We start from the raw sequence: 26506 nt of genomic DNA on the forward strand, positions 1-26506 counted from the left end.
GCTGATCGAGGTGCGTCTCATGACGCGCTCCAGGTCAGGGCGAATACGGTCTGCCCTGGCAGTTGAAAATGGATCTGGCCATCGGTGCAGCTGAAGCTGGCGCGGCGGCTCTGGTTGTCGGGGCCGAACAGTTCGAGCTGGCCGCTGGGGCAGCCGCCGAGGGTCAGCGTCACCTGCTGCAGGCGCTCGGCCTTGTTCACCCCCAGCAGGCTGCGCTGGTGCTGGCGGGCCATGGCCAGGGCATCGACCTCGAAGGCGTCGTTGTCCAGGGCCAGCACCTGGTCCAGCCAGTGGCGCTGGATGAAATGCTGGGCCAGGCCTACCGGCTTGAGTTCGTAGCGCTGGCCGCCGGCATCGCGCAGCATGCCCTTGGGCCATTCGGGCTCGTCGGCGACATGGAACCAGTTGAGCATGTCGAGCAGGCCGTCACTGGCGGCGTTGATCACCACCGAGGCCCACCACAAGCCGGCGTAGTGGGTGTTCTGCTCGTAGGGGCTCAGGCTCGAGCCGCTGGACAGGTTGGTCTGGTCCAGCAGCAGCGCCTTGCGCGGCCGCCCTTGGCCATCCAGGCCCACCAGCGCGGCAGCCTGGCGCACGCTGTCGCGGTAGCTGCGGGTGGCGAGCAGGTCGCGGACCATCCATTCGTGCCAGGCCAGGGCGTCGATCTGCGCGCCTTGCTCGGCCAGCAGGCGCCGCGCCCAGTCGATGCCGCGGCGCTGCTTGCCGTCGTCGGTGAAAGGCCCGCCGAGCAGGCGCGAGGAGGCCGGCATGGCGATGCGCACGCCGGCCTCGTGGGCACCGGGATACTCGCGCACGCGTTTGGCCAGGGCCTGGAAGAAATCGCGGTAGCTGGCGTAGTCGCGGTAGTTGAGATTCGGCTCGTCGGCGAAGGCCAGGTAGTGAATGCCCTTGCCGCCCAGGGCTTTGGTCGCCTCGAGCCATGCGTCCAGCCCGTCCGTGCTGGTACGGTCGCTGCGCAGGTCGGCGACCCGGGCGCTGCCGGCCAGCAGGGTGATGTCCTGGAGAATGCCGAAGCGCTGCTGATAGAGCTTGCGCCAGGCGTTTTCGAAGTCCGGCTGGCGTTGCAGTACGTCGACGAAACTGTAGAAGCCGGCGGCCTGGGGGCGCAGGGCATCCAGCGCGGCGAAGCTCGAGGCTGGTGGCAGCACGTAGGGCAGGGCGACGCCCAGCCGTGGGGTGGGGCCGAGGACCTTGTCACCCAAGGCAAGGGTTACCTGGCCCGGCAGTTGTGGCAGCTCGCCCAGGTCGGCGGCGCGCTGGGCGAACAGGTTGGCGCTGCCGTCGAGCCAGAACGCCGCCTTGCCGCTGCCCTGCAGGCCCAGTCGCCAGATCTCGTCACGGCCGCTGGCGGGCAGCGCCTGTTGATCGAAGCGCCAGTAGGCACGGTAGGGCTTGAGTGGTAGCTGGATGCGCCGGCCATCGCTCAGGCGTTCGGCGAACAGGCCATGCACGCCGCCGTGGTGCTTGCCGGCCAATACCGCCTGCTCGCCGGCCTTGACCCGGAAATACAGGGTAACGCCTGGTCCGACTTCAGCGCTGAAGTGCACCTTTGCCGGGGCGAACAGCGCGCGGGTGCTGTTGTCATGCTGGATGCGATAGTCACGGAAGCTGTAGCCGGGCACCTCCAGGCGATAAGCGCCGCCGCCCGCCGCCAACGGCCAGCGTTGCTCGCCGCGCACCTGCGCGGCTTCGATCCGCCGGTTGCCGGCCAGGCGGCCCTGGCCGTCCAGCAGGTACAGACGCTCGGCGTTGGCATCGGCCTGCCAGGCGGGCTGCCACTGGATACGCAGTTCGTCGGCGCGGTCGGGGAGCAGGTACAGGCTGCCGTCGCGGATGTCCGCCCACTGCACCGGCGCGGCGAACACGCCCTGCGCCAAGAGCGCGCCGCACAGCAAGGCGGCCTTCATGCCGCCCTCCGTTGCAGTATCTGGCGCAGCGGCGTCAGGTCGGCGGGCAGGATGATCAGGGTCTGGCCCAGCGGCACGCCGCTGAGGCGGCAGTACAGCACCAGCATCGTCACGGTGACCGCCAGGTAGGCGATGGACGAAGCCGCGGCCGCGCCGACGATACCCCAGGCCGGAATGAGGACGATGTTGAGCACCAGGTTCAGCGCGGCACCAGCGCCCATCATCAACGACACCGTGCCGGGACGGTTCTTGCCTAGCAGGTCCAGGCGCAAGATGCTGGCATAGCACAGTCCCAGCAGGCCTGGCAGCAACGCCAGCAGGGCCGGGTAGGCCGGGGCGTAGTCGGCGCCGAACAAGGTGACGATCAGCCAGTGGCCGATCAGCGCCATGCCCAGGCAGGCGCCGAGCATCACCGTGGCGGTCAGGCGCAGGGCCAGGGGAGTGATGCGCTCCATGCCGGCATCCTGCTGCAGCAGGCGCTTCATCAGCGGTGTGGTCACCGCCTCGGGGACGATCAGCAGCAGTTCGGCGGCGGCGCTGGCCATGGCGTAGTGGCCCAGGGCGGTGCTGCCGAGCAGCGCGCCGATGAACAGGTAGTCCGAGCGCAGGATCAACTGCTGGAACAACAGGTCGGGGTGGCTCTTGGCGCTGTAGCTGAGCAACTCACGCTGGCCACTGCGGTCCCAGCGCAGCGCCAGCGGGTACTGGCGGCGCAGCCACCACAGGCCCAGCGCCAGGACCAGGGCGATGCCGCACAGCCAGCTGATCAGCGCCGCTTCCAGCGCCTCGTCTCGCCACATCCAGAACAGCCCGAGGAACAGCAGCAGCGGCGCCAGCGACTCGGTCAGGCGCAGGGCGTTGAAGGCGCCGACGCCGCCGCTGGCGTTGTGCAGGGTCAGCAGGCCGCTCTTGAGCACGGTCATCGGCACCGCCAGCAGCAATAGCCAAGCCAGCAGGCCCAGTTGCATGGTGACTTCCAGGTTGGCGCCGAACTCGCGCACCAGGAACACGCAGGCCAGGGTCAGCACGCCGGCCAGCAGGCAACCGTAGACCAGCACCTGGGTCAGCAGCAGGCCCATGTCGCGCTGCTTGGCCGCCTGGTAGCCGACCGCGCTGTTCAGGCCGCCGCTGGTGGCGGCGCTGATCAGGTCGGGCAGGGTGCTGAGCAGGGCGAACAGGCCGCGCTCGCTGGGCCCGAGGATGCGCGCCAGCAGCACGTTGCGCAGCAGGCGCAGGGCGATCATCGCAAGCTTGGTGCCCATGCTCAGCGCCAGGTGGCGCATATAGCTGTTGCGATTCATCAGCGTTCTCCACGACTGATGCGCCAGGCCAGCAGCGAGGGCCGGCTGGCATTGCGCTGGCTGACGCCGATGCGCGGCAGGGCCAGCGGATCGTCATGACCCTGGCAGATGCCCGGGCGGGTGCTCAGGGCGTAGGGGTAGCGATGCGCGGCGACCTGGGCGCGCACGCGTTCGTCGTGGTCGCCGTTGGGGTAGCAGTACACCGGCAGCGGTGCGCGGCAGCCTTCGTTGAGTGCCGCATGGCTGCGGGTCAGTTCTTCCTTGAGGCGATGGTCGTCCAGGTAGGGCAGCAGGGCATGGCTGGCGCCATGCGGGCCGAAGCGCACCAGGCCGGAGTCCTCCAGGGCGCGCACCTGCTGCCAGTCCATGGCCTGGGGCAGCGACTCCGTCGGGCAGGCATCGGTCAGCACGTGCAGGGCCTGGGGGCTGAGGCTCTTGAGGGTCTGCAGGTAGCGCGCCAGCACCAGGCTGCGGGCCTTGCTGTGGTCGTGCATGAAGTAGGCCGCCGGCAACGGCCGGCCGAGTTTGCGCAGGCGTTCGATCAGTTGGCGCCTTGCCTCCTCGCCATGGCTGCCCCAGAGGGTCTCGCCGACGCTTTCCCACCAGAAGCGCTGGCGGCTGCCGATGTAGTCGGTGGACAGGAAGATGCTTGCCGGCACCTGGTGACGCTGTAGCAGCGGGAAGGCGTTGACGGCGTTGTCGCGCCAGCCGTCGTCGAAGGTCAGGGCTACCTTGGGGCGGCAGTCGGCGCGGGGTTCCTCGTGGCTGTGCAGCAGGTCCATGAGGCTGACGCAGTCGAAATGCCGGGGCAGCCAGCGCAGCAAGCCCTCGAAGGCCCGCGGGCCGACGCACAGCTCGTTGCGGTGGGGCAGCGCGGCGCTGGCGTCATCGGCCAGCACCCGGTGCAGCATGAGGATCACCCCGGCGCCACGCAGCTCGGCGCGTCCGCGTGGCGAGTTGAAATAGAACCAGCCGCTGGCCTGCTTGATGTGGGTCTTGATCGGCATGTCCGTCGCTCATCGATTCTGGTCGGGGTTCCATTGGCTGTAGCTGTGCCCGCGCAGGAACTGCCACAGGCCCACGCTCATGCCGGCGAGGGTGACCAGCACGAAGGCGGCCAGGCGGAACGGGCGGGGCAAGCGCCGGCGGGCGTCGAGCAGGCCGGCGATGGCGGCGGCGTAGCCGAGCAGTTGCAGGGCCAGGGTCAGGCGGTAGAAACCGGGCTCGGCGGCCAGCCACAGGTTGGCCAGCAACAGCGGCAGCAGCAGTACCGGGGCCAGGCGGCGGATCAGCTTGTGGCTGATCAGGGCGATGGCGTACAGGCCGTGGCGCGCCGGATTGAGCAGCTCGCGGCGGGCGGCCAGGCTCAGCAGGCCACCGACGGTGACGCGCTGGCGGCGGCGGAACTGCTTGTCGGCCTCGTCGACGCCCTGATCGAGCACCACCGCCTCGGGCACATAGACGATGCGCAGGCCTGCGGCCGGTGCGCAGGTGCTGATGAAGAAGTCGTCGTTGACCTGTTTCGGGATTGGCTGGTACAGCCCCCGGCGCAGGGCCAGCAGGGCGCCGTCGGCCGAGACCATGCAGCCGGTGCGGTTCTCCACCTTGCGCACCCAGGCTTCGTAGTGGCGGTACAGGCTGTCGCCGATGCTCAGGCCCTTGCCCGGGTCGGGAATGATCATATGCCCTGCAGTGCCGCCGACCTGCGCGTCGGCGAAGGGTGCGAGCAGCAGGCCGAGGGTGTCGGTCGACCACTGGTTATCGGCGTCGGTGAACACCAGCAGGTCGCCCGTGCACACCTGCACGGCACTGTTCAACGCACCGGCCTTGCCCAGGCGTGGCAGGTCCAGCACCTGCACCCGGAGGTCGCCCAGGCCACGGGCCAAGGCCACGGTGCGGTCGCTGGAGCCGTCGCTGGCCACCACCACCTGCAGCTCCGCGGCTGCGTAGTCCTGGCCGAGCACGCTGACAAGCTTGGCTTCGATATGCCGCTCTTCGTTGTGCGCGGCGATCACCACACTGACCCGTTGCGCGGGCAACGGCATGGCGGTGCGACGGGCGAAGAACGGCGCAGCCAGGGTCAGCAGCAGCGGGTAGCCGACCCAGGCGTACAACGGCAGCAGCAGGCATAGCCAGAAAATGAACTCAGCCACGGGCGGGCCTCCTTGCGGTGCGGTTGAACAGGCTGAGGATGAAGGCGGCGCCGGCCAGGTGCAGGCGCAGCCAGTGCAGGCCCCAGAGTTGCAGCGTGAGCAGCGGGTCGCGGTGCCTGCGGCTCTGGCGCAGGCTGAGGAACAGCGCGGGCAGGGCGCTGACCAGCAGGAAGAACAGCGCGACATGAGGGAAGCCGTCGAGCAGCGCCGACAGGGCAACGGCATCCAGCACCCAGGCGCCCACCGAGAGCATCGGAAAACGCAGCAGGCGCAGGCTCACGCCATGGCTGCGCAGCAATTGCAGGTGGCTGCCCTGGCGCCACATCTCCTTGCCCAGCCACTCGCGCCAGTTGGCTTCATAACCCCAGTGCAGCACCGCAGGTTCGCGCAGCACGCGAAGGCGCGCGCCGGCTTCATGCAGGCGCAGGGTGAAGTCCTTGTCCTCGCCGGTGCGCAGGCGCTCATCGAAACCGCCGACCTGCTCGAACCAGTGGCGCCGCATCAACAAGTTGGGGGTGGGCAGCCAGGTGCAGTCCTGCACTGTCTGCCCGGTGCGCAGGGTTCGCCGTTGCCAGGCCTGGGCGAACCAGGGCGCATGGCGCGGGGTGTCGCAGTCCAGGGCGAAGACATCGCCTTCGCCTCGGCTTTGCAGGTCCAGCAGCAGGTCCAGCCAGTGTTCCGGGACCTCGATGTCGGCATCGAGGAAGGCCAGCCAGTCGCCTTGACTGGCGTTCACGCCGGCATTGCGCAGGGCGCCGATGGCCACGCCCGGCAGGCTCAGCACCTGGGCACCGTGGGCGCGGGCGATCGCCGGGCCGTCGTCACTGGAGCCGTTGTCCACCACGATCAGCTCGCAGGCCAGCCCGGCTGCGCTGGCCGAGCGCCGGGCGGCATCGAGGGTGCGGCCGATATGGCGGGCTTCGTTGAACATCGGGATGACGATACTCACCCGGCTCATCGGGCCACCTCCACGGGCTGCTGCTCACGCGCCTGGCCAAGCAGCACGCTGGACAGCGCCAGCATCAGCCACAGGTACTTGTGGCTCGGGGCGCTGAGGAACATCAGGAACAGGCCGATGGCGAGCATGCTCATGGTCAGGTGGGTCATCAGGTCGGCGCGGTCCGGGTCGCCGGCCGCGCGGAAGGCGGCGCGGGCCTGCCAGAAGTTGCGCAGGGCCAGGGCAATCATGCCGACGAACAGCAGGCCCGCCGGCAGGCCGACCTCGCTGAACAGCTCCAGGTAGGTATTGTGAGCGCGGCGGTAGAGGTCGGTGGTCTTGCTGTTGACCGGGGCGAAGGCCTTGGAGAAACCAGTGTCGGCATAGTGCAGCGGGAAGGTGCCGGGGCCGGTACCGAGCAGCGGGCTGTGGCTGATCATTTCCTTGCCCACCACCAGGTAGGAGGCGCGCCGGCCCAGCGATTCGTCCTGGTGGGCGTTGACCCCGGACTTGAGCAGCATCAGCGACTGGATGCGGTCGGCGTAGCCGGCGGGCATCAAGGCCACGCCCAGGGGCAGGACAATGGCCAGGCCAAGGATGGCGAAGCCCAGGTGGCGCGGGCGGATGCGCGTCAGCTGTTCGCGATAGTTGTGCAGCACGATGCCCAGGCTGATCAGCAATACCACCAGCCCCGAGCGCGACTCGGTCTTGGTCATGCCCACCAGCAGCAACACGCAGCAACCGGCCCAGAACAATTTGACCGGGATCTGCCGCGCCTTGATCGCCAGCCACAACCCCAGGGGCATGGCGATGGTGATCAGCAGGGCGAAGGCGTTGGGGTCGAGCATGGCCGAGGCGCGGCCCTGCTCCTGGTATTTGCTGGAGAAGATCGCGAACAGGCAGGTTACGCACACGCTGACGGTGATCAGCCGCGCCAGCAGCGGCAGGTTGAGGTCGCGACCGACCAGCAAGGTAATGACGAACACCACCAGGCCCACCAGCAGTTCACGCAGGTGCCCGCCCGACAGGGCCACGTCGTCGCTGGCCCACAGGCTCAGCAGGTACAGGGCCATGAACGGCAGCAACAGGCGCCATTGATTGCTGCGCAGGCGCTCGCCGGGAAGTTGGCGCACTGCCAGTTGCAGGCTGAGGATCAGCACCAGGCCGATGCCCACCAGCTTGGCGCCGGACACCAGGCCGTCCTTGAGCAGCCCCTCCAGCGGCACCAGGGTGGCGATCGCCAGCAGGCCCCAGGCCGGTTTGCGGTACAGCACCAGCACGCCGGCCAGGCCGATCACGCCGCCGGGCGCCAGGAACGGGTAGGGGCTGGCCAAGAGACCCAGGCTCAGCAAGGCCACCAGGGCCACCAGCGACAGGGGAATGATCATGCGACAACCTCCTCGGTCGTGCCTCGATACACCTGGGCCCAACGTTGTGCCAGGGTTGGCAGGTGGTAGCGTTGACGTTGAGTCTGGCGAGCCCGGGCAACCAGTTCGTCGGCCTGCTCGGGGTCTTGCAGCAGCGCTTCGAGATGCTCGCCCAGTTCGGTCGTGGCCAAGGGACGGGCGAGCAGGCCGTTGTGGCCGTGCTCGATGACGTCGGGGATGCCGCCCACACCGAAGGCCACCACCGGCACGCCATCCTGCATGGCTTCCAGCAGGATCATCGGCGTGCCTTCGGTGCGCGAGCTGATGACCAGGGCATCCAGCCGTTTCATCCAGCCGCGCATGTCGCGCTGGAAGCCCGGCAGGGTGATGCGCTCGCCCAGACCGGCAGCGTCGATGCGCTGTTGCAAGGCATCGCGTTCAGGGCCTTCGCCAAGCATCACGGCGTGGACCCGCGGTTGGCGTTGACACACCGGGATCAACGTGTCGAGGAACAGGTCGGGGCCTTTTTCGCTGGACAGCCGGCCAACGTAGGCGGCTAGCCAGGGGGCGCCGCCTGGCTGTGCCGCCCCCGGGCCATCCTTTGCCTGCGTTTCACAAATCTCGGGCAGCCCATTTGGAATCACCTGCAACTTGGCCACTGGCACCCTGGCATCGCGATGGATACGGGCAATGCTCTCGGCCACGCACACCACCGTGTCCACCGTCGGCGTGCGGCACAACTGCAGGCTCAGCCAGGTGTAGAAACGCTGTTTGCGGCTGCGCGGGGTAAAGCCATGCTGGGTGCTGACCATTGGCAGGCGCCACAGCGTGGCGCCGATCCAGCCGAACAGCTGGCCCTTGAAGTTATGACTGTTGACCAGCGGACGTTCGCCGCGCTGCGCGCCGAGCACCTTGAGCACCGCTCCCAGGCCGTGGCAGGTGTCGCACTCGACACCCGCCTCGCGAAAGCGCGCCACCAGGTCCGCCGGGGCATCGAGGAACAGCACCCGATGCTGGCCGGGGGTGGCCTGGCAGTGGTCCAGGAGCATGCGCTCGGCGCCGTAGAACCCGCCGCTGCTCAGCAGGTGCAGGATCGGCCGGCCGGCGTGCAGCGCGGCGTTCAATTGCGCACCCAGTGCCACAGGCGTGGCAGCGACCAACTCTTGTGCGGGTTGGGCAGCGCCGGGGACTGGTCGTTGATCACCAGCAGTACCGGCAGGCCCAGCTCGTGGCTGATCTGCGCCGGATGCTTGAAGCGGTGGTCGAAGAACTCCCTGACGTAGACCACGGCAATTGCCAGCAGCAGGCCGGTGACCAGGCCGAACGGAATGATCAGGCCAGGTTTCGGGAAGCTCGCCGCAGTGGGTTCGTACGGGGCGCTGAGAATGCGCGCGTTGGACTGGCTACCATCGAGCAGGCCCTGGCCACGGCTTTCCTCGTAGCGCTGGGCGTAGGTGGAAAAGGCCTTGTGCAGGGCATCGATCTCGGTGTCCAGCTGCCGGGTCTTGCTCTGGGTCTCGCGCAACTGGAGGATGCGCTTGCTGTAGTCGGCGATGCGCTGGGTCTTCTGCTCGATCACCTGCTGGGTCACGGCCAGGTCCTGCTGGCGTTCACGGATGCGGTTCTCGACGATCTTGAGGAACTGCGCGCGCAACTGGGCAATCTGCTGGCGGGCCATGACCATCTGGTCGGAGCCTGGCTGGAACACCGTGGCGTCACCGTTGTAGCGGGCCAGCTGGGTGGTCAGCTGCTCGCCGAGCTGCTTGATCTCGCGGTCTTCGAAGGCGACGTTGTCGACCGTGGTGGTGAAGGTGTAGGGGAAAGCGTAGTCGGCCATCTTCGCCTTGTTGGCCGCGGCCAGGCTGCTTTGCAGGTAGTCCAGCCACTTCTGGTTCTGCAGCTGGCGGTCACGTTGCAGGTTGAGCGCCTGCTCTTCGGTGTTGATGGCGTTGAGGCGGAAGGTGATCTCCTCCTTCGGATCCGACGAGCCGATGGCGGTCAGCAGGCCCAGGCGCTGGCTTTCCAGGTCGCCCAGGCGGGCCTGGTAGTGCAGCTTCTTCTGCTCGTAGAAGGCTTCGGGCAGTTCATTGGACTGCAGGTCCTGGCGGTTGGCCAGGAAGTTCTCCAGCAGGCGGCTGACGAACAGCGTGCCCAGCTTCGCGTCATTGGCGCTGTAGGTGATGGAAATCACGTTGGAGCCGGGCAGGGTCTCGACCTTGAGGTCCTTGACGGCCTGGTCGGTGAGGGTGTCGAGCTGGGTGTCGCGATCGTCCGCCACGCTATTGCCGAACAGCCGGTGCAGGGGCTCGATCACTGCATGACGCAGCGGGTCGAGCACGGTGCGCCGCAGCAGGCCGGGCTCGTCCGGATAGTGGCCTTCCTTGCGCAGCTCGCCGATGGTCTGGCGGATCAGGGTTGGCGAGCGCAGGATGTTGCTCTCGGTCTCCATGTCGGCCAGCGACGGCGGGATGAACTGATCGGCCTGCTGGCTGAGCGCCGAGGTGGTGTCGCTCTGCGAGAGCTTCTTGGACTGCACGATGACTTCGGCGGTGATGTCGTAGCTCTGCTTGAGCACCAGCGGCAACAGCACGGCGATCACCGCGAACACCAGGAACACCCGTTTCACCAACTGGCGGTTGGCGAAGAAGATGCGGAAGAACTCATGCACATAGTTTTCTTTCGGTTGCGTAGTCATGGTCCGTCCCCCGGTCAGTCGTCGCTTTCTTTATTGTCGACGCGGTAGCTGAAGCTGAAGCCGAAGCCCTGGAACAGCACCACGTCGGCCAGTTGCCGGGACAGCTCGGCGGCGCTGGCCAGCTTGGTCTTGGGCACGTAGAGCATGTCTTCGGGCTGCAGGTAGGCGAGTTTCTGGCTGCCGCCGGAGAGTGCCTGGTCGACGTCGTAGTTGACCGCATGCACGGTGTTGCCCTCGCGACGCATGATCACCACTGAACCGAGCTTGGCCTTGAGGGTCGGGCCGCGGGCCAGGGTCAGCGCCTCGAGCACGGAGATCGGGCGGCGGATCTGGAAGGCGCCGGGCTGGCCGACTTCGCCGAGCACGTAGATCTCGTTGGCGGCGGTGGACTTGAGCAGCACATCCACGCTCATGCGCCCTGGCAACGTGGCGTAGCGCTCGTTGAGGTAGTCGCGCAGCTGGTTGACGGTCATGCCCTGCAGCGGTACCGAGCCGATTTCCGGGAAGGTGGCGCGGCCGTCGTTGCCCACGGTGATGTCGCGGCTCATGCCGGTGCCGGGGTGGCTGAGGGCGTTCTTCAGGTTGACCTCGTCGGTCATCGGGCTCATCACCCGCACGGTGACCTGGTCACGGTTGGGCTTGAACACCCGCTTGTCCTGGTAGGCCTGGCGGATGGCGCTCTCGGCTTCGCCGGGGGTCATGCCCTCGACGCGCACCGCGGCGTTGGTGCTGGGCAGGGTGATGGTGCCGTCGGGCTGCACCAGCTGGTTGCCGTTCAGGCCGCTGGCGGCCATGAAGTTCAGGTCCAGGGTGTCGCCGGACTGGATCCGGTAGGCCCCGGCCGAGCGGTTGCTGACATGGAAAATCACTTCCAGCACGTCCTGCGGGCGTAGTACCTGTTCGCGGCGGGCGACTTCAGTGGCCTGGCTTTCGGCGGGAGGCGCGGTGAGGATCTGCACCGGCATCTCGCGGTTTTCCTGGCTGGCGCAGCCGGCCAGGGCCAGTACGCACAGGGCAATCGAGGGATATCTCATGGCGTTCATCCTGTGCGGCCTCTCAGAGATTTTCGTACAACCACTTGGGCATGTAGTACTTGCGCTTGTTGAACACGCTGCCGATCAATCGCGCGCCGGCCTGGGTCAGGCGCTGGCTGGCGGCCTGGGCGACTTCCCAGCGGGTTTCCTCGGCGCACACGACCAGGATCACGCCGTCGACCAAGGTACCGATCACCAGGCTGTCGGCGCTGGCGTAGATGGCTTCGCCGTCGATCACCACGAAGCGGTACTGGTTGCTCAGCTGGTTCAGCAGTACGCGCAATTGCTCGTGGTCGAGGCGGTCGCGGCCGCGCTTCCAGGTGCCCACCGGGAGCACGTCGAACGGCTGGTCGGACAGGCGCACGATGCAGTCCTGGGCCAGCGGCGGGGTGTCCTGGTTGAACAGCAGGTCACTGTAGCCGCGTAGCTTGGCCAGGCCGAGCTGTTGGCTGAGGCCGCCGGGGCTGAGGCTGGCATCGATCAGCAGCACGTTGCCGGCACTCATGAGGGCCAGCTGGCTGGCGAAGGCCAGGGCGCTGGTGCTGGTGCCGCTGCCGGTGTTGGCCGCGGTCAGCAGCAGGGTGCGCTGGTCGAGGTCGAGCACGGTGGCGGTCAGGTTGGTCTCGCTTGGGGTAGCGATCGTCAGGCTTCTTGAGGATGAACCGTCCATCTCAGCTTGCTCCGTGGCCAGTGAAGACTTTGAACGGGGTCTTGAGCAGGATCTTCAGGTCCAGCATCAGGCTCTGTTCGTTGATGTAACTCAGGTCCAGCTCCACCCGTTGGTCGAAGTCGATGTTGCTGCGCCCGGAGATCTGCCACAGGCCGGTCATGCCCGGGTAGATCGACAGCCGCGCCAGGTGGTTGTCGTGGTAGCGGTAGGCGTTGAATGAAGTGGGGCGCGGGCCGACCAGGCGCATATCGCCGGTGACCACGTTGATCAGGTTGGGCAGCTCGTCCAGGCTGCTTCTGCGCAACCAGCCGCCGACCGAGGTGATGCGCGGATCCTTGTCGATCTTGAAGTCGATGGCATCGGCGCCATGCTTGTTCAGGTGGCGCACCGAATCCTTCAACGCCTCGGCGTTCGCCACCATCGTGCGGAACTTGAACATGCCGAAGGCGCGGCCGCGGTAGCCGGTGCGCTTCTGCACGAAGAACACCGGGCCTGGACTGGACTGCTTGATCAGCAGCGCCAGCACCAGGAACAGCGGCGACAGCAGCAGCAGCAGGGTCAGCGCGGCCAGGCACGACAGCACGCGGTTGGTGCGCGAAAGGGTCCAGGGGCGACCACCGACGCGGCCGGTGATCCAGCCGCGGCCCTGCATGTGGATGGCGGCATCAATGCGCTGTCGGTGCGCCGGGTCCATGCGTTTGTCCTGGTACAGCGCCTGCAGTTGCGCGCTCTTGGGTTGTCCTGTCATACCGCCCTCCGTTGATCTGGCTGCTCACCCGTGGGCGCCGCTTCGCTGGCGGCGGGCGAGTAGTAGCTCTTGAACCAGGCGACGAAGCGCCTGAGCCCCTCATCGAGGCCTATCTGTGGGGTGAATCCGGTGACCCTGGCCAGGGCGCTGGCATCGGCGCAGGTGGCCAGGACATCGCCTGGTTGCAGCGGCAGCAGTTCGATCACCGCGTTGCGCTGCAGGTGTTTCTCCAGGAGCGCCAGGTAGTCGAGCAGCTCCACCGGACGCTGCCCGCCGATGTTGTACAGCCGCCACGGCGCGTGGCTGCTGGCCGGATCCGGGGTTAGCGCATTCCACTGCGGGTCGGCGACCGGGGGCAGGGGGATCAGCCGCACCAGGCTCTCGACGATGTCGTCGATATAGGTGAAATCGCGCTGGTGGCGGCCATGGTTGAACAGCTGGATCGGCCTGCCTTCGCTGATCGCCCGGGCGAACTGCATCGGCGACATGTCCGGGCGGCCCCAGGGGCCGTACACGGTAAAGAAGCGCAGGCCGCTGCAGGGAATGCCGTACAAGTGGCTGTAGCTGTGGGCCATGGCCTCGTTGGCCTTCTTGGTGGCGGCATACAGCGACAGCGGGTGGTCCACGGCGTCTTCGACCCGATACGGCGTTTGCTGATTGGCGCCGTACACCGAACTGGACGAGGCGTACAGCAGGTGCTGGACCGGGTGCCGGCGGCAGCCTTCGAGCACGTTGAGGAAACCGGCCAGGTTGCTGTCCAGGTAAGCCTGCGGGTTCTGCAGCGAGTAGCGCACACCGGCCTGGGCGGCCAGGTGCACGACCACGTCCGGGCGTTCGCTGGCGAACAGCCGGGCCATGCCGTCGCGGTCGCCCAGGTCCAGGCAGTGCAGCGGGAAATCCCCCGCTGTCTGGCGTACCCAGTGCACGCGCGCATGCTTGAGCGACGGCTCGTAGTAGTCGTTGAAGTTGTCCAGCCCCACCACCTGATGCCCCTCGAGCAACAGCTGGCGGCAGGTATGGGCGCCGATGAAACCGGCCGCGCCGGTGACCAGCACTTTCATGGCGCATCCGCCTGCGGGCTGACCTGGCGCAGGCCGATGCCGCTGTAGTGCAGGCCGTGGGCCGCCACCTGTTCAGGGTTGTACAGGTTGCGGCCATCGACGATCACCCGCGCGCGCAGCTTGCTGGCCAGCATCGAGAAGTCCACTACTCGGAAGTTTTTCCACTCGGTGCAGATCACCAGGGCGTCGGCGTCCTGCAAGGTGTCGTCGCGGGTGGCGCACAGTTGCAGGTCGTCGCGGTAACCGTACAGGCGCCGGCATTCGTCCATGGCTTCGGGGTCATAGGCGCGCACCGTGGCGCCCTCGGCCCACAGCGCTTCCATCAGGTAGCGGCTGGGCGCCTCGCGCATGTCGTCGGTGTTGGGCTTGAAGGCCAGGCCCCACAGGGCGATGGATTTGCCCGCCAGGCCGCCGAGGCGTTGCTTGAGCTTGGCGAAGAGGATGCGCCGCTGTTGGTCGTTGACCTCGCTGACACTTTGCAGCAGGCGCAGCGGCATGCCACTGTGCGCGGCGGTGTGCAGCAGGGCCTTGATGTCCTTGGGGAAGCATGAGCCGCCGAAGCCGCAACCGGGGTAGATGAAGTGGTAGCCGATGCGCGGGTCGGAGCCGATGCCGCGGCGTACCGCCTCGATATCGGCGCCCAGGTGTTCGCTGAGGTTGGCCAGCTCGTTCATGAAGCTGATGCGGGTGGCGAGCATGGCATTGGCGGCGTACTTGGTCAGTTCGGCGCTGCGGTTGTCCATGAACATCAGTTTTTCGTGGTTGCGGCAGAACGGCGCGTACAGTTCGGCCAGCTGGTCATGGGCGACCTCGTCGAGGGTGCCGACGATGATGCGGTCGGGGCGCATGCAGTCCGCCAGGGCACTGCCTTCCTTGAGAAACTCGGGGTTGGACACCACGCGTACTTGCAACTGACCCTTGCCCAGGCGCTGCAACTCGTCGCGGGCCAGGGCCATGACCTGGTCGGCGGTGCCCACCGGCACGGTGGACTTGATGATCAGGGTATGGTCGGTCTCCATCAGCCCGGCGATCTGCCGGGTGACGTTGAGCACATGGGTCAGGTCGGCCGAACCGTCCTCGTCGGGCGGGGTGCCCACGGCGATGAAGATCAGCTCGGCGTGGCTGACGGCGTCGCTGGCCTGGGTGCTGAACAGCAGGCGACCTTCCTTGATGTTGTCCTCGAGCAAGTCCGACAGGCCCGGCTCGCTGATCGGCGGCACACCCTGGCGTAACTGGTTGATCTTGTGGGTATCGACATCCACGCACAGTACCCGGTGACCTACGTCCGCCAGTGCTGCTGCCTGTACCAGTCCGACATAACCGGTGCCAAAAACGCTCACGTCCATGCGCGGTGCCTCGAATGGATGAGTAAGGGAGATGAAACAGTGATGTGAATTGGGTATAGCTCAGCCCGGTGGAATTGCGTCAAAGCAATGGCATGTTTCGTCGCATTTACAGAGTCCAACGCAACGGGCCTTCTGCCACCAACCCGTTTCCAATCCGTGTGTTAGCGAACATAGCTAGTGGCAATTGGCCGTTCGGCGAGCCGATGAACGGTGCAATGCAGCGAAATAAGCGGGCTGCGGACGATAGAGATAATCAACAACAGCTTGCGGCCTGTGCCAGATTCCGGTGTCGGTATGTCGTCGGAAATTTGACTTTTTTGCGTTGTGGTTTGTTTCACAGGTGCTACGGTTTGAGAAGAATTCCATGACCGGAGTGGCCGAAACATGCGCGGATGGGTCAAGCTTTTGCTGCTGCTGGTTTACCTGGCCAGTTTTCATGGCTATTACCGTGAGCGCATAGAAGCCTTGGGTATTGGCGTGCCGCTTGTCCTTTACCTGGGTATGTTTGCGCTATTGGCAGTGGCGCTTGTGCTGACGGCGTTCACGCGTGCGGGGTGGCTGCGCTGGGCGTTGGCCCTGATGTTCACGGTCAGCGCGATCTTTCTCGACGCTTATAACCGCATCACCGATTCGTACCTGACCTATAGCGCCTTCGTGTCCATGGTCTACGCCGGCGGTTTCGTCCAGGAGGCGCTGCAGCAATATCATTACGCCATAACCCTCGCTGCGGCGCGGGCGCTGCTGTTGCTGCTGGGCATTGGCCTGCGTCCGGGGCCGACGCCGAAGTTGCCGCGCCTGTTGCCACCGTTGGCACCGCTGCTGGGGTTGCTGGCGCTGGTCGCCATCCTGTTCGTGCGGGCCGGCGAGGGCGCCCGCGGGCTGCCGGTGATGTACACGCCGCTGGCCTACTTGAGCCTGTTCACCTACGAGACCCTGCACGACCATGTCGGACCACGTCAGCCCGTAACCCTTGCCCAATCAGGCCCGGCGATGGTGCGGGACATCGTGCTGCTGATCGACGAGAGCATCTCGGGCAACTACCTGGACCTGAACACCCCGGCCGGGGTCACCAGCCATCTGGCCCAGGCCCAACCCGGCGTGCAGATCGTCAATTTCGGTTACGCCGCGTCGATTGCCAACTGCAGCGCCGACACCAATGTCACCCTGCGCTATGGCGGCACCCGTGCCGACTACCTGCGCATCAACTCGACCCAGCCGTCGATCTGGCAGTACGCCAAGCGCGCGGGCCTGGAGACGGTCTACATCGACGGGCAGCGCACTGGCGGCAATTTGCAGAACCTGATGACCGAAACCGAGAAGCGCGATATCGACCAGTTCATCCAGTTCGACGACACCCCCGTGGTGCAGCGCGACATGGCGGCGCTGGAGCGGCTGGTGGCGCTGCTCAAGGATGGCAAGCCGCACCTGATCGTGGTGAACAAGGTCGGCGCCCACTTCCCGGTGCACGACAAATACCCAGACGACTTCCTCAAATACCAGCCCGCGTTGCCCCGGGGCCACTACGTCGATATTGCCGACACTGGCACCCGCGACGGTTTCGATGGCCGCCCGCAGGACTGGGTGCTGTACCGCAATGCCTACCAGAACACCGTGCTGTGGAGCGTCGGCGAGTTCTTCCGCCGCCTGTTCGTCGAGGCCGACCTCAGCCAGGCCGTGGTGTTGTACACCTCCGACCATGGCCAGGACCTGCATGAGCGTGGCAACCCGGGGCTGAACACCCATTGCGACAGCGACCCGGTGCCGGAGGAGGGCCTGGTGCCGCTGGTAGTGATCCAGGGGCAGGGCCTCAGGACACTGGATTGGGAAGGCAACCTGGCGGTGAACCGTAACGCCTCCAGCCACTACAACCTGTTCCCCACAATGCTCAAGCTGATGGGCTACGACGACAAGGCGGTCAGCGCGCTCTACGGGCAGTCGCTGGACATGCCGACCGACGACCCGTTCACCTTCAACGTGCGTTTCAATGCGCGGCTGGGGGCCAAGCCGGATTTCCGTCACATCGACCTGGGCCAGGTGGTCACCCCCGCCAGTGTCCTGGCGGGGCAACCGATGCCGGTAGGCAAGGCGGACTGACGTCAGAAGTCGATGCTGGCGGAAAGCTGCACGGTACGCGGCGCGCCCAGCCCCAGGCTGGTAAGCAGCGGCATGCCCCAGTAGGCCTTGTTGGTCACGTTCTCCACCGTGCCGCGCAAGGTCACCGGGTGGTCGGCCACCTGCAGCCGGTAGCGGGCACCGACGTCGTAGAGGGTGTAGCCGGGAATCGACTGGCTGTTGTCGTCGCTGATGTACTGCTTCGAGACGGCCGTGGCGTTGGCGGTCAGGGTCAGGCCTTCGAGCACCGGGGTATCCCATTCCACGCCCAGCTTGCCCTGCAGTTTTGGCTGACCGGTGGCGGTCTTGCCTTGCTCGGCGGGGTTCTCGGCCTTGGTCACCTTGGGATCGAGACGGGCCACGCCGCCCATCAGTCGCACATCGGCCACCGGTGTGCCGAAGAAGCTCCACTCGAGCCCGCGGTTACGTTGCTCGCCACCGAAGGAGAACACTTTGGTTACCGGGTTGGTGAAGCTGCTGGGGCGCTCTATCTGGTACAGGCTGAGGGTGTGGGCGAAGTCGCCGAGGTCGAGCTTGATACCGACCTCCTTCTGCTTGGACTTGTACGGGGCGAACACCTGGCCGGCGTTGGGCGCGGTAAGCGGGGCGACGGCGCCTTTGCTCAGGCCTTCGATGTAGTTGGCGTACAGCGACACCTCGTCGGTGACCTTGACCAGCACCGCCGCCGCCGGGGTGGTGGCGCTTTCGTTGTAGCGGTTGGTTTGTGCGCCGGTGGTGACGCTGAAGGTGTCGGTCAGCACCTGCTGGCGGCGCACGCCCAGGGTGAGTTGCAGGCGCTCGTCGAGGAACGACAGGGTGTCGGCCAGGCCGTAGCTGCTCAGGCGTGATTCAGTGTGGGCGATGGCGGGGTAGCTCCTGGCGGCCTCAGGGCCCCAGACCGGGTGGTAGATATTGGTGATCCACTCGGCACCCGGAACGTTGCGTCGGCCATAGTCGCGCTGCTTGTCCGAGTAGTGCGTGGCATTGAGTGACCACTGGTGGCCGACGCCGAAAGTGTCGAAATGGCCGCGCAGGCCGGCTTCGCCCGAGGTCTTCTCCAGGTCGATCTTCAACTGGCCCATGCGCGTCTCGAAGTCGCCGGCGGTGTTGAGCACCTCCGCGAGCATGGTGCCGCTGTACTTGTAGTCGGTCTTGCTGGTGCCGGCCGCAGCATAGGCCATGAGGTTGTCATTGAGGTCATATTCGCCGCGCACGATCACGCCCTTGTCGCGGGTCTGGACGAAGCCCCAGTCCGGGTTTAGCAGGGTGTCGGACTTCGGCGGCCTGGGCACCGGCACGCCTTCGGCCAGGCCGATACCGCGGTTCTGGCCTCTGACCCGGTCTTCGCTCTCGTAAAGGTCTGCGGACAGCCGCGCGCGCTCGCCACGCCAGTCCAGGCCCAGGGCATTGAGCTCGGCCTTCATGCGCTGGTGGTCGGTGGCGGTGTCGCCGTCGCGGTAGACGCTGTTGAAGCGCACGCCGAACTGTTGTTCCTCGCCGAAGCGACGGCCGACGTCGAGGTGCCCGCCGAACTGCGCGTCCGACATGTAGGTGCCGGTGATCCGCGTCAGCTGTTCGGCGCCCGCGCGTTTGGGCACCAGGTTGATGCTGCCGGCCACCGAACCGCCTGGCGGCATGCCGTTGAGCAGGGCGGACGGGCCCTTGAGCACCTCGACGCGCTCGTACATCTCCGGCGAGATCCGGTAGTAGGGCGCCATGCCATACAGGCCGCCAATGCTCACGTCGCTGATGTTGGAGTTGAGGCCGCGGATGGAATAGTTCTCGCTGTAGGTGCCCTTGAGCCCGTTGCTGAACACCGACGGGTCGGTGGCGGCGATCACATCGGTGATGGTTTGGGCCTGGGTGTCCTCGATGTATTTCTCGGTGTAGCTGATGGTGCTGAACGGCGTCTCCATGAAGTCCTTGTTGCCCAGCAGCCCGACCCGGCCACCCGAGGCCACCTGGCCACCGGCGTAGACTGGCGGCGATGCACTGGGGGCGTCGCGGCTGCCTTCGACCATGGTTTCGGACAGCTCCAGGCTGCCGGTGGGCTGGCCGTGGCGGGGCTTTTCCACTTCCTCAGTCTGCGCCGCAGTTACGCCCATGGCGGTACCGCCCAAGCCGAGTAGCAAGGTCATATGCACAGCGACGAAAGTGCGATTGAAGTCGAAGTGAGGCACAGCCGACTGCTGCGCCGGGCTGACACGTTGTTGCGACATGCTGGAGTCCTTTCGATTCGCAAGTGAGTGAAGGCATTCACTAGGATTCCGAATCAGAAGGGAAAAACCTCAATGCAAATGATATTCAATAAAATTTGTCACTGTTAAGACTGTTAGGTGCATGTGCATCGAGATGTAGCTAGCCTCTAGAAAATTCGGCTCGCCTCCGAGGAGCCCGCTATCGACTTGGCCAAGGCGCTTGCGACGATTATCCGGGAAGTCGAGAGATGACCAACGAACTGGTGAAGTGTGATTCGAACAACTCGACGTCTGGCGTCGAGCAAACCAGGGCGTTTACTCCGTTTGGGGCCAGCCAGTGGATCGATGGGCCGTTGTTGGCGTTCACCGGGCAACTATGGGACCGCAGTACAGACTTCTACTTGCTGGGGAATGGTCGGCGAGCCTACGATCCGAACCTCATGCGCTTCACCAGTCCGGATCAGCAGAGCCCTTTTGGCAAGGGGGGGATCAATACTTATGCCTATTGCTTGGGTGATCCGGTCAACCGCCTGGACCCAAGTGGTGAGGCCAGTCTCAAGAAAGCCGCCAAGATGGTTTTCCTGATCGCATCGACTGGCAAGGATGCCCTGACCGGCAAAGGTCCAGCAAAAATGATCAAGCGTGCCGCCAAGTGGGGGATGATCGCCGGGGAATTACTGCAAATGCCCCATGTTACTGTCGATGTGGGGCGAGGGTTGGCAGATTTTAGCTCTGGCATCGCTCTGGCGGTAACGGCCTATGGTCTGGGCAGCTTCTATTACAAGCGTTGGGTTGAAGACGATGCTGTCTTCTCTCCATTCGTAGGGCCGCTGCTGCTCGAAACTCCGGAAAAGTCCGAGTCGCCGATAGTGCGGATGGAGGGGGTCCGTCGCGAGCTGTTATTCGACTGAAAGCTGGAGTGGATGCAGCGTGCGAAAGCTCTGCGCCTCCTCCACCAACCAGTCATGTACCGCCCGCGCCCCAGGTTGGCTCAATCCGCCCGGTGGATACAGCAGCACATAACGCTTGTGGTTGGCAATCGGCACCCCGAACGGCACGATCAGCGCGCCGCGTTCCAGTTCGTCGTTGAGCAGGGTGCGCCGGGCGATGGCCACGCCGACCCCGGCGATGGCGGCCTCGATGGTCAGGTGGTTGCGGTTGAAGGTATGTCCGCGGCGTACGTCCAGCCCGCCGGCACCGATGCCGTCGAGGTAGAACTCCCACTCGGCGTATTCCGAGCTGCCGCGCCAGGCGGTGATGTCATGCAGCAGCGGGTAGTGGGCCAGCCCGGCCGGGCCGTGCAGGGGCGGCCGGCCGCGCAGCAGGGCAGGCGAGCACACTGGGAAGATCTGCTCGTCGAGCAGAGGCGTGGAGAGCATGCCCGGATAGCTGCCATCGTTGAGATCGATGGCCAGGTCGAAGTCTTCCGGATGCAGCGCCTGGTTACTGTCCTCGGCCACCAGGCGCAGCTCAATGTCCGGATAGCGTTGCTGGAAACGCGGCAGGCGCGGGGTCAGCCACTTGGCCAGGAACGAGGGGATCGAGCGCAGGCGCAAGGTACCGCGGATCTCGCCGGCGTCCAGGCGCAGCAGCTCGGCCTCGATGCTGCCGTAGGCTTCGGCCACGGTCTGCGCCAGGCGCTGGCCTTCGGCGGACAACTCGACGCCGCGAGCACGGCGCAGGAACAGGCGAAAGCCCAGGCGTTCCTCGAGCTGGCGCATCTGCTGGCTGACCGCTCCGGGAGTGATGTGCAGCTCTTCGGCGCAGCGGGTGAACGACAGGTGTCGCGCCGCACAGGAAAACACGTGCAGCCAGACGAACACCTGGCCATTGAGTGGACCTTTCATTGTTTAGTCCTGCTAAAGGCTTGTGTAGGAAGTTTCGTTGGTCAAGCTGGCCTGAGCGCGGCAGTATCGCGCAACTTGGCAATACCGCTCAAATTTTCCGGAGAGCCGTGGCGTGTCGCAGATCGCCGTCACGGTCAGGCATTAGCATGGCTATCAGTGTTTTCGACCTTTTCAAGATTGGCATCGGCCCGTCCAGTTCCCACACCGTCGGCCCCATGCGCGCCGCGGCGACCTTTGCCCAGGCCCTGCGCGAGCGCGGCTTGCTGGCCCAGGTTCGCCGGGTCGAGGTACGCCTTTATGGCTCGCTGTCGGCCACGGGGGTCGGGCACGCCACCGACCGTGCCTGCCTGTTGGGGCTGATGGGCCAGTGGCCGGACCGGATCGACCCGCACAGCATCGAGCCACGCATCGACCAGCTGATGCAGGAGCACTGCCTGATGCTCGACGGCAGTCATCCAATCGACTTCCAGTACAGCCGCGACATGCGCCTGCTGGACGAGAGCCTGGCCTACCATCCTAATGCAATGACCCTGGAAAGCTTCGACGGGCAGGGCAGCCAGTTCAGCCAGACCTACTATTCGGTGGGCGGAGGCTTCATCGTCGAACAAGCTGAAATCGATGCGCCTTCGAGCGACGAAGGCCTGGTCGAGCTGCCTTACGAATTTTCCAGCGGTGCCGAACTGCTGGCCCTGTGCAAGGCCCACAATCTCAGCGTCAGCCAGCTGATGCTGGCCAACGAGTGCGCCTGGCGTCCGGAAAGCGAGGTCCGCGAAGGCCTGTTGAAGATCTGGGCGGCGATGGGCGAATGCGTCGACAACGGCCTGCGCAACGAAGGCATCCTGCCGGGTGGGCTCAAGGTCAAGCGCCGGGCGGCGCGCCTGCACCGCAGCCTGCAGGAGGTCGGCAAGCCGAACGTGATCGGCTCGACCCTCAGCGCCATGGAGTGGGTCAACCTGTTCGCCTTGGCGGTGAACGAAGAGAACGCCGCCGGCGGGCGCATGGTCACCGCGCCCACCAACGGCGCCGCCGGCATCATCCCGGCGGTGCTGCACTACTACATGAAGTTCAACCCCGGCGCCTGTGACGACGATGTGGTGGCGTTTCTCCTGGCGGCGGCCGCAGTGGGCATTCTGTGCAAGAAGAACGCTTCGATTTCCGGCGCCGAAGTCGGTTGCCAGGGTGAGGTGGGCTCGGCCTGCTCGATGGCTGCCGCAGGGCTCGCCGAGGTGCTTGGCGCGACCCCACCGCAGCTGGAAAACGCCGCCGAGATCGCGCTGGAGCACAACCTCGGGCTGACCTGCGACCCCGTGGGTGGCCTGGTGCAGATCCCGTGCATCGAGCGCAATGCGATTGCCGCGGTGAAGGCCATCAACGCCGTGCAGATGGCCTTGCGTGGCGACGGCGAGCATTTCATCTCCCTCGACCGGGTGATCCGCACCATGCGCGATACCGGCGCGGACATGCACGCCAACTACAAGGAAACCTCCCGCGGCGGCCTGGCCGTCGCGTTCGTCGAGTGCTGAGAAACAGGCTCCCGCGAAGTGCCCCGCAAACCTGATTGAACCTGCAACACCCGCTGTACCTGCGACAAAAACAACTACAAGGCGATACCCATGACTGATGTACAAAGCACCACGAGCGTTCGTGCGGATTCGGCTGCCCCGGCTTCGGCCAGTGGCTCGACCACCTGGAACCGCCACGACACCACCTGGGCCCTGGGCCTGTATGGCACGGCGATCGGCGCCGGCACCCTGTTCCTGCCGATCAACGCCGGGGTCGGGGGCTTCTGGCCGTTGCTGATCCTGGCATTGCTGGCCTTCCCCATGACCTTCTTTGCCCACCGCGCCCTGACGCGCTTCGTGCTGTCCGGGCGCAAAGGCGGCAACGAGGACATCACCGAAGTGGTGGAGGAGCATTTCGGCGTGGGCGCCGGCAAGCTCATCACCTTGCTGTACTTCTTCGCTATCTTCCCGATCCTGCTGGTCTACAGCGTGGCATTGACCAATACCCTGACCAGCTTCTTCGAGCACCAACTGCACATCGGTGCGCCGCCCCGAGCGCTGTTGGCGTTGCTGCTGATCTGCGGGTTGATGATCGTGGTGCGCTGCGGCCAGCAGATCATCGTCAAGGCCATGAGCGTGCTGGTGTATCCCTTCGTCGCCTCGTTGCTGCTGCTGGCGCTGAGCCTGATCCCCAACTGGAACGGCGCCTTCTTCGCCCAGGCCAACGAGGGCATCAGCGCCTCGAAGCTGTTGCTGACCTTGTGGCTGGCGATCCCGGTGATGGTGTTCTCGTTCAACCATTCGCCGATCATCTCGGCCTTCGCCGTCGACCAGAAGCACCGCTATGGCAATGATGCCGACCGCAAGAGTGGCCGGACCCTGGCCACGGCCCATGTGATGATGGTGCTGACGGTGATGTTCTTCTGCTTCAGCTGCGTGCTGGCCCTGAGCCCGGCGGACCTGGCCGCGGCCAAGGCGCAGAACATCTCGATCCTGTCGTACCTGGCCAACCACTTCCAGACCCCGGTGATCGCCTTCGTCGCGCCACTGATCGCGCTGGTGGCTATCACCAAGTCTTTCCTCGGCCACTACATCGGAGCCAGCGAAGGCTTCCAGGGCATGATCGTCAAGAGCCTGCGCGGGCGCGGCAAGACATGGCCGGCCAAGCGCCTGGAGCGCGCCACCGCGTTGTTCATGCTGGTGACCTGCTGGGCGGTGGCCACCCTCAACCCAAGCATCCTCGGGCTGATCGAGAGCCTTGGTGGGCCGGTGATCGCCTGCCTGTTGTTCCTGATGCCGATGTACGCGGTACAGAAGGTGCCGGCGTTGCGCCAGTACTCGGGCAAGCTGTCGAATGTGTTCGTGGTGCTGATCGGCTTGATCACGCTGTCGGCGATCGCCTACAGCTTCATGGCCTGACCAATGAACGCGGGGCAAGCCCGCTCCCACGTGAATGCGTGGGGGGAGGACTTGCCCCGCGGACCGCTCAGGTCAGACGCTTTCCAGGTGCCTGATCGCGGCCTTCAGGCGCTCCGCTGGTCGCGGTTGATCCTGGTGGGTGATGTCCGGCGCCTTGCGCACGCGGCCATGCTGGTCGACCCAATGGCCGTTGATGAAGTAGCGGTAGCTGGCAGTGCCGACATTCCAGCCCTGGTCGAGCAGACCCTGCAGGTGGAAGGTCTGGGCAATCTGACTGAGCGGGCCGCTAGGGCTGCCATCCAGATGCAGGACGATCGACGGGCTACCCGCGGGCGCGAACGGCAGCTCGCTGTAGCCGCCCCACACCTTGGCGTGGAACACCTGAACCGGATGCGTGGTCTGGATGATGGAAGCCCTGCCGGTGACCTTCTTCTGCACGGTATTCACCAGCAGGTCGAGGGTCAGGATCGGTGCGCCGAGCAGCCCGTTGCTGACGTTCAGGCGGGTATGAAAAAGTCCGAAGGACATGCTGATTCTCCTTGTCTGCTCAGGCTTTCTTGGCGGCCTTGGCGGCCGGGCTTTTGGTCGAGGCAAGAGCTTGGTCCAGGGCTTTGCCCACGGCACCGCTGGCCAGATGCTTGAGTTGCGCGACATCACCGGTGGCGATCACTGCCTCCAGGGTGGCGTTGTGCAGTTCGGTCGTCAGGTCGACGTTCGCCAGTGTCTGGATGCGCTTGAGCTCCAGCACGACGGGTACGTTGTCCACCTCGATCCAGCGCTGGCCGTTGTAGTAGCGGTAGCTGGCCGTACCTTTCTGCCAGTCCTGGTCGAGCAGCGCACGCAGTTCGAACTGCTCCGGCGAGTTGGCGTGTGGTCCGCCATGGTTGCCACGTACCGTCAGCAGGATCTTGCCTTCACTTGGCGGCTGCACGGTGAGGTAGCTGTAGGTGCCCCAGACATCCAGCGCCAGCTCCAGCGGTGGGTTGGTGGTCTGGGTGATCAGCGCGTGGCCGTTGACGCTGCGGTCTGGCGTGTAGACCAGCAGGTCGACTTGCAGGCGCGGGGCACCTGGCGCGTTGGTACCAATGAGGTAGGACACCGGGAAAAGACCTTCCGACGGTGCGAGCAGCGATTCAGACATGATTGCCTCCATTGCATTCGATGAATGACATACCGATAACCACGACTGGCGCAGGCGGGCGAAGAGGCGGAGGAGGTGGGAGACCGGGCGGGGAGAACAGGCTTGCCCGGTGCGAGCGGCTGTTGGCAGCCGGCTTGTGCAGCCATCCCTGGTACGCGGTGCCGCCTGCCTGGCAGCCCGCTTGAGTTAAGCAGGCCGGCCAGGCAGTGATGGCCTTTTTACAGTACGTCCGACGAGTGGTCGCGCATTGACCGAATGGTCACTTACTTCGCTTTCTGCTGCAGGGCCACGAAGCTGCGGCGCATGTCGCTGGCCCAGCCGTCGAGCACCGGCTTGACGTCGTTCAGGGTCAGCTGCGTGGTGTCGTTCTCCAGGTCCTTGCCACTGCCCTTGCGCACCACCTGGGCCAGCACGTTCTGGCTGGCGCCATCGAGGAAGGCCGCCTCCACGGCGATGTCCACGGCCTGGTCGCGGCCACCGGCGGCGGTGTTGACCGCCGCGGCGACCAGGGCGATGGGGATCACTTCATAGGGTTTGAGGCCTTCGGTGCTGGTGGAGACCGCGGTGATCGCCGGGCGCACCACGATGGTATTCGGCCCGGGCTCCTTGACCAGGGTGAGCACACTGCCGAGTTCGCGGCGCATCGCTTCGTTGAAGTAGCGGGTGATCTCTTGCAGGGTCTGCGCCGAGATCACGTTGGTCGGTTGCGGCTTGGGGTAGAACTGGCTCGGTTCGATGAACACCTTGGTGTACTGGCTGGCCTTCACGTCCGGGTCGATCCAGCGCATCACTGGCGCGCCGGAGACGCTTTCGGCCGGCTTCAGGCGGCTGTAGTCCTTGAGAAACCCGGAATAGTCCTTGGGGTCGACACGGTTGCTGGAGCAGGCAACCAGGGCCAGCAGAGCAGCGCACAGCAGGGTGGTGCGAGGCAGGTGCTTCATGATGACGAGGTCCATGAGGGAAGGGGCCAGGACAACGCTAGCAGGTGGTGGGCCGAAGGCCAGCGTTCGGGCTGTCGACAGTTGCCGTTTCCCACCGATCAACCTG

At 65.6% G+C, this 26506-nt stretch carries 22 protein-coding genes; 4 read left to right on the forward strand and 18 right to left on the reverse strand.

The window, feature by feature from the left end; translation table 11 throughout:
• Nucleotides 1-17 precede the first annotated feature (17 nt).
• From ACVWY1_RS08410 to ACVWY1_RS08470, 13 genes are read right to left on the reverse strand one after another with little or no spacing between them, the layout of a single operon-like run.
• The gene (locus tag ACVWY1_RS08410; protein WP_277503832.1) at nucleotides 18-1928 is read right to left on the reverse strand and encodes a hypothetical protein; all 1911 of its coding nucleotides are present in this window, start codon (nucleotides 1926-1928) and stop codon (nucleotides 18-20) included.
• Nucleotides 1925-3229 carry an oligosaccharide flippase family protein gene (locus ACVWY1_RS08415; protein ID WP_457378109.1) on the reverse strand — a complete coding sequence of 435 codons (1305 nt, stop codon included), beginning with the start codon at nucleotides 3227-3229 and terminating at the stop codon, nucleotides 1925-1927. The genes ACVWY1_RS08410 and ACVWY1_RS08415 overlap by 4 nt, the downstream gene beginning before the upstream one ends.
• On the reverse strand, nucleotides 3229-4236 hold the full coding sequence (locus ACVWY1_RS08420; protein ID WP_457378110.1) for a polysaccharide deacetylase family protein: 1008 nt from the start codon (nucleotides 4234-4236) through the stop codon (nucleotides 3229-3231). The genes ACVWY1_RS08415 and ACVWY1_RS08420 overlap by 1 nt, the downstream gene beginning before the upstream one ends.
• Nucleotides 4237-4245: 9 nt before the next feature.
• The gene (locus ACVWY1_RS08425) at nucleotides 4246-5382 is read right to left on the reverse strand and encodes a glycosyltransferase (RefSeq protein ID WP_457378111.1); all 1137 of its coding nucleotides are present in this window, start codon (nucleotides 5380-5382) and stop codon (nucleotides 4246-4248) included.
• Entirely contained in the window at nucleotides 5375-6340 is a 966-nt protein-coding gene (locus tag ACVWY1_RS08430) for a glycosyltransferase (RefSeq protein WP_457378112.1), read from the reverse strand. The genes ACVWY1_RS08425 and ACVWY1_RS08430 overlap by 8 nt, the downstream gene beginning before the upstream one ends.
• Nucleotides 6337-7707 (reverse strand): O-antigen ligase family protein, encoded by a 1371-nt coding sequence (locus ACVWY1_RS08435; protein WP_457378113.1) that lies wholly within the window; start codon nucleotides 7705-7707, stop codon nucleotides 6337-6339. Before ACVWY1_RS08435 ends, ACVWY1_RS08430 begins: the two co-directional genes overlap by 4 nt.
• Nucleotides 7704-8810 (reverse strand): glycosyltransferase family 4 protein, encoded by a 1107-nt coding sequence (locus tag ACVWY1_RS08440; protein ID WP_457378114.1) that lies wholly within the window; start codon nucleotides 8808-8810, stop codon nucleotides 7704-7706. The genes ACVWY1_RS08435 and ACVWY1_RS08440 overlap by 4 nt, the downstream gene beginning before the upstream one ends.
• Nucleotides 8807-10381 carry a GumC family protein gene (locus ACVWY1_RS08445; protein ID WP_457378115.1) on the reverse strand — a complete coding sequence of 525 codons (1575 nt, stop codon included), beginning with the start codon at nucleotides 10379-10381 and terminating at the stop codon, nucleotides 8807-8809. Before ACVWY1_RS08445 ends, ACVWY1_RS08440 begins: the two co-directional genes overlap by 4 nt.
• Before the next feature lie 14 nt (nucleotides 10382-10395).
• The gene (locus ACVWY1_RS08450; protein ID WP_139670963.1) at nucleotides 10396-11415 is read right to left on the reverse strand and encodes a polysaccharide biosynthesis/export family protein; all 1020 of its coding nucleotides are present in this window, start codon (nucleotides 11413-11415) and stop codon (nucleotides 10396-10398) included.
• 22 nt (nucleotides 11416-11437) lie between these two features.
• Nucleotides 11438-12085 (reverse strand): CpsD/CapB family tyrosine-protein kinase, encoded by a 648-nt coding sequence (locus ACVWY1_RS08455; RefSeq protein WP_102682284.1) that lies wholly within the window; start codon nucleotides 12083-12085, stop codon nucleotides 11438-11440.
• A 1-nt stretch (nucleotide 12086) separates the two neighbouring features.
• Nucleotides 12087-12833 (reverse strand): sugar transferase, encoded by a 747-nt coding sequence (locus tag ACVWY1_RS08460; RefSeq protein WP_046855782.1) that lies wholly within the window; start codon nucleotides 12831-12833, stop codon nucleotides 12087-12089.
• Complete coding sequence (locus tag ACVWY1_RS08465; RefSeq protein WP_110699324.1) at nucleotides 12830-13894, reverse strand: NAD-dependent epimerase; 1065 nt, start codon at nucleotides 13892-13894, stop codon at nucleotides 12830-12832. The genes ACVWY1_RS08460 and ACVWY1_RS08465 overlap by 4 nt, the downstream gene beginning before the upstream one ends.
• Nucleotides 13891-15240, reverse strand: coding sequence for a UDP-glucose dehydrogenase family protein (locus ACVWY1_RS08470; protein ID WP_457378116.1), 1350 nt, complete (start codon nucleotides 15238-15240; stop codon nucleotides 13891-13893). Before ACVWY1_RS08470 ends, ACVWY1_RS08465 begins: the two co-directional genes overlap by 4 nt.
• Nucleotides 15241-15624: 384 nt before the next feature.
• Between ACVWY1_RS08470 and ACVWY1_RS08475 the strand changes: the two genes are divergently transcribed.
• A complete protein-coding gene (locus ACVWY1_RS08475; protein ID WP_457378117.1) occupies nucleotides 15625-17334 on the forward strand; it encodes a sulfatase-like hydrolase/transferase in 1710 nt (569 codons plus the stop codon).
• Nucleotides 17335-17336: 2 nt separating this feature from the next.
• On the opposite strand, the gene ACVWY1_RS08480 is transcribed toward ACVWY1_RS08475, so the two are convergent.
• Nucleotides 17337-19571, reverse strand: a complete 2235-nt coding sequence (locus tag ACVWY1_RS08480; RefSeq protein ID WP_457378118.1) for a TonB-dependent receptor — start codon at nucleotides 19569-19571, stop codon at nucleotides 17337-17339.
• A gap of 227 nt (nucleotides 19572-19798) precedes the next feature.
• On the opposite strand from ACVWY1_RS08480, the gene ACVWY1_RS08485 reads away from it, so the two are divergent.
• On the forward strand, nucleotides 19799-20461 hold the full coding sequence (locus ACVWY1_RS08485; protein WP_277503850.1) for an RHS repeat-associated core domain-containing protein: 663 nt from the start codon (nucleotides 19799-19801) through the stop codon (nucleotides 20459-20461).
• On the opposite strand, the gene ACVWY1_RS08490 is transcribed toward ACVWY1_RS08485, so the two are convergent.
• Nucleotides 20450-21397, reverse strand: a complete 948-nt coding sequence (locus ACVWY1_RS08490) for a LysR substrate-binding domain-containing protein (protein WP_110699313.1) — start codon at nucleotides 21395-21397, stop codon at nucleotides 20450-20452. The two genes, ACVWY1_RS08485 and ACVWY1_RS08490, sit on opposite strands and share 12 nt — an antisense overlap.
• Before the next feature lie 146 nt (nucleotides 21398-21543).
• Here ACVWY1_RS08490 and ACVWY1_RS08495 point away from each other — a divergent pair, with 146 nt between their 5' ends.
• Both ACVWY1_RS08495 and ACVWY1_RS08500 read left to right on the forward strand, forming a co-directional pair.
• Entirely contained in the window at nucleotides 21544-22920 is a 1377-nt protein-coding gene (locus tag ACVWY1_RS08495) for an L-serine ammonia-lyase (protein ID WP_102682278.1), read from the forward strand.
• 90 nt (nucleotides 22921-23010) lie between these two features.
• Nucleotides 23011-24318 carry a serine/threonine transporter gene (locus ACVWY1_RS08500; RefSeq protein WP_046855776.1) on the forward strand — a complete coding sequence of 436 codons (1308 nt, stop codon included), beginning with the start codon at nucleotides 23011-23013 and terminating at the stop codon, nucleotides 24316-24318.
• A gap of 72 nt (nucleotides 24319-24390) precedes the next feature.
• Here ACVWY1_RS08500 and ACVWY1_RS08505 read toward each other — a convergent pair whose 3' ends face one another.
• From ACVWY1_RS08505 to ACVWY1_RS08515, 3 genes are all read right to left on the reverse strand, one after another.
• Nucleotides 24391-24846: a DUF1842 domain-containing protein gene (locus ACVWY1_RS08505; RefSeq protein WP_102682276.1), complete on the reverse strand. Its 456-nt coding sequence runs from the start codon at nucleotides 24844-24846 to the stop codon at nucleotides 24391-24393.
• Between the two features lie 19 nt (nucleotides 24847-24865).
• Nucleotides 24866-25459: a DUF1842 domain-containing protein gene (locus tag ACVWY1_RS08510; RefSeq protein WP_102682275.1), complete on the reverse strand. Its 594-nt coding sequence runs from the start codon at nucleotides 25457-25459 to the stop codon at nucleotides 24866-24868.
• A 263-nt stretch (nucleotides 25460-25722) separates the two neighbouring features.
• Nucleotides 25723-26400: a DUF3313 domain-containing protein gene (locus tag ACVWY1_RS08515; RefSeq protein ID WP_046857799.1), complete on the reverse strand. Its 678-nt coding sequence runs from the start codon at nucleotides 26398-26400 to the stop codon at nucleotides 25723-25725.
• Between the last annotated feature and the right edge of the window lie 106 nt (nucleotides 26401-26506).

It is taken from the genome of Pseudomonas sp. TE6288, assembly GCF_054062095.1.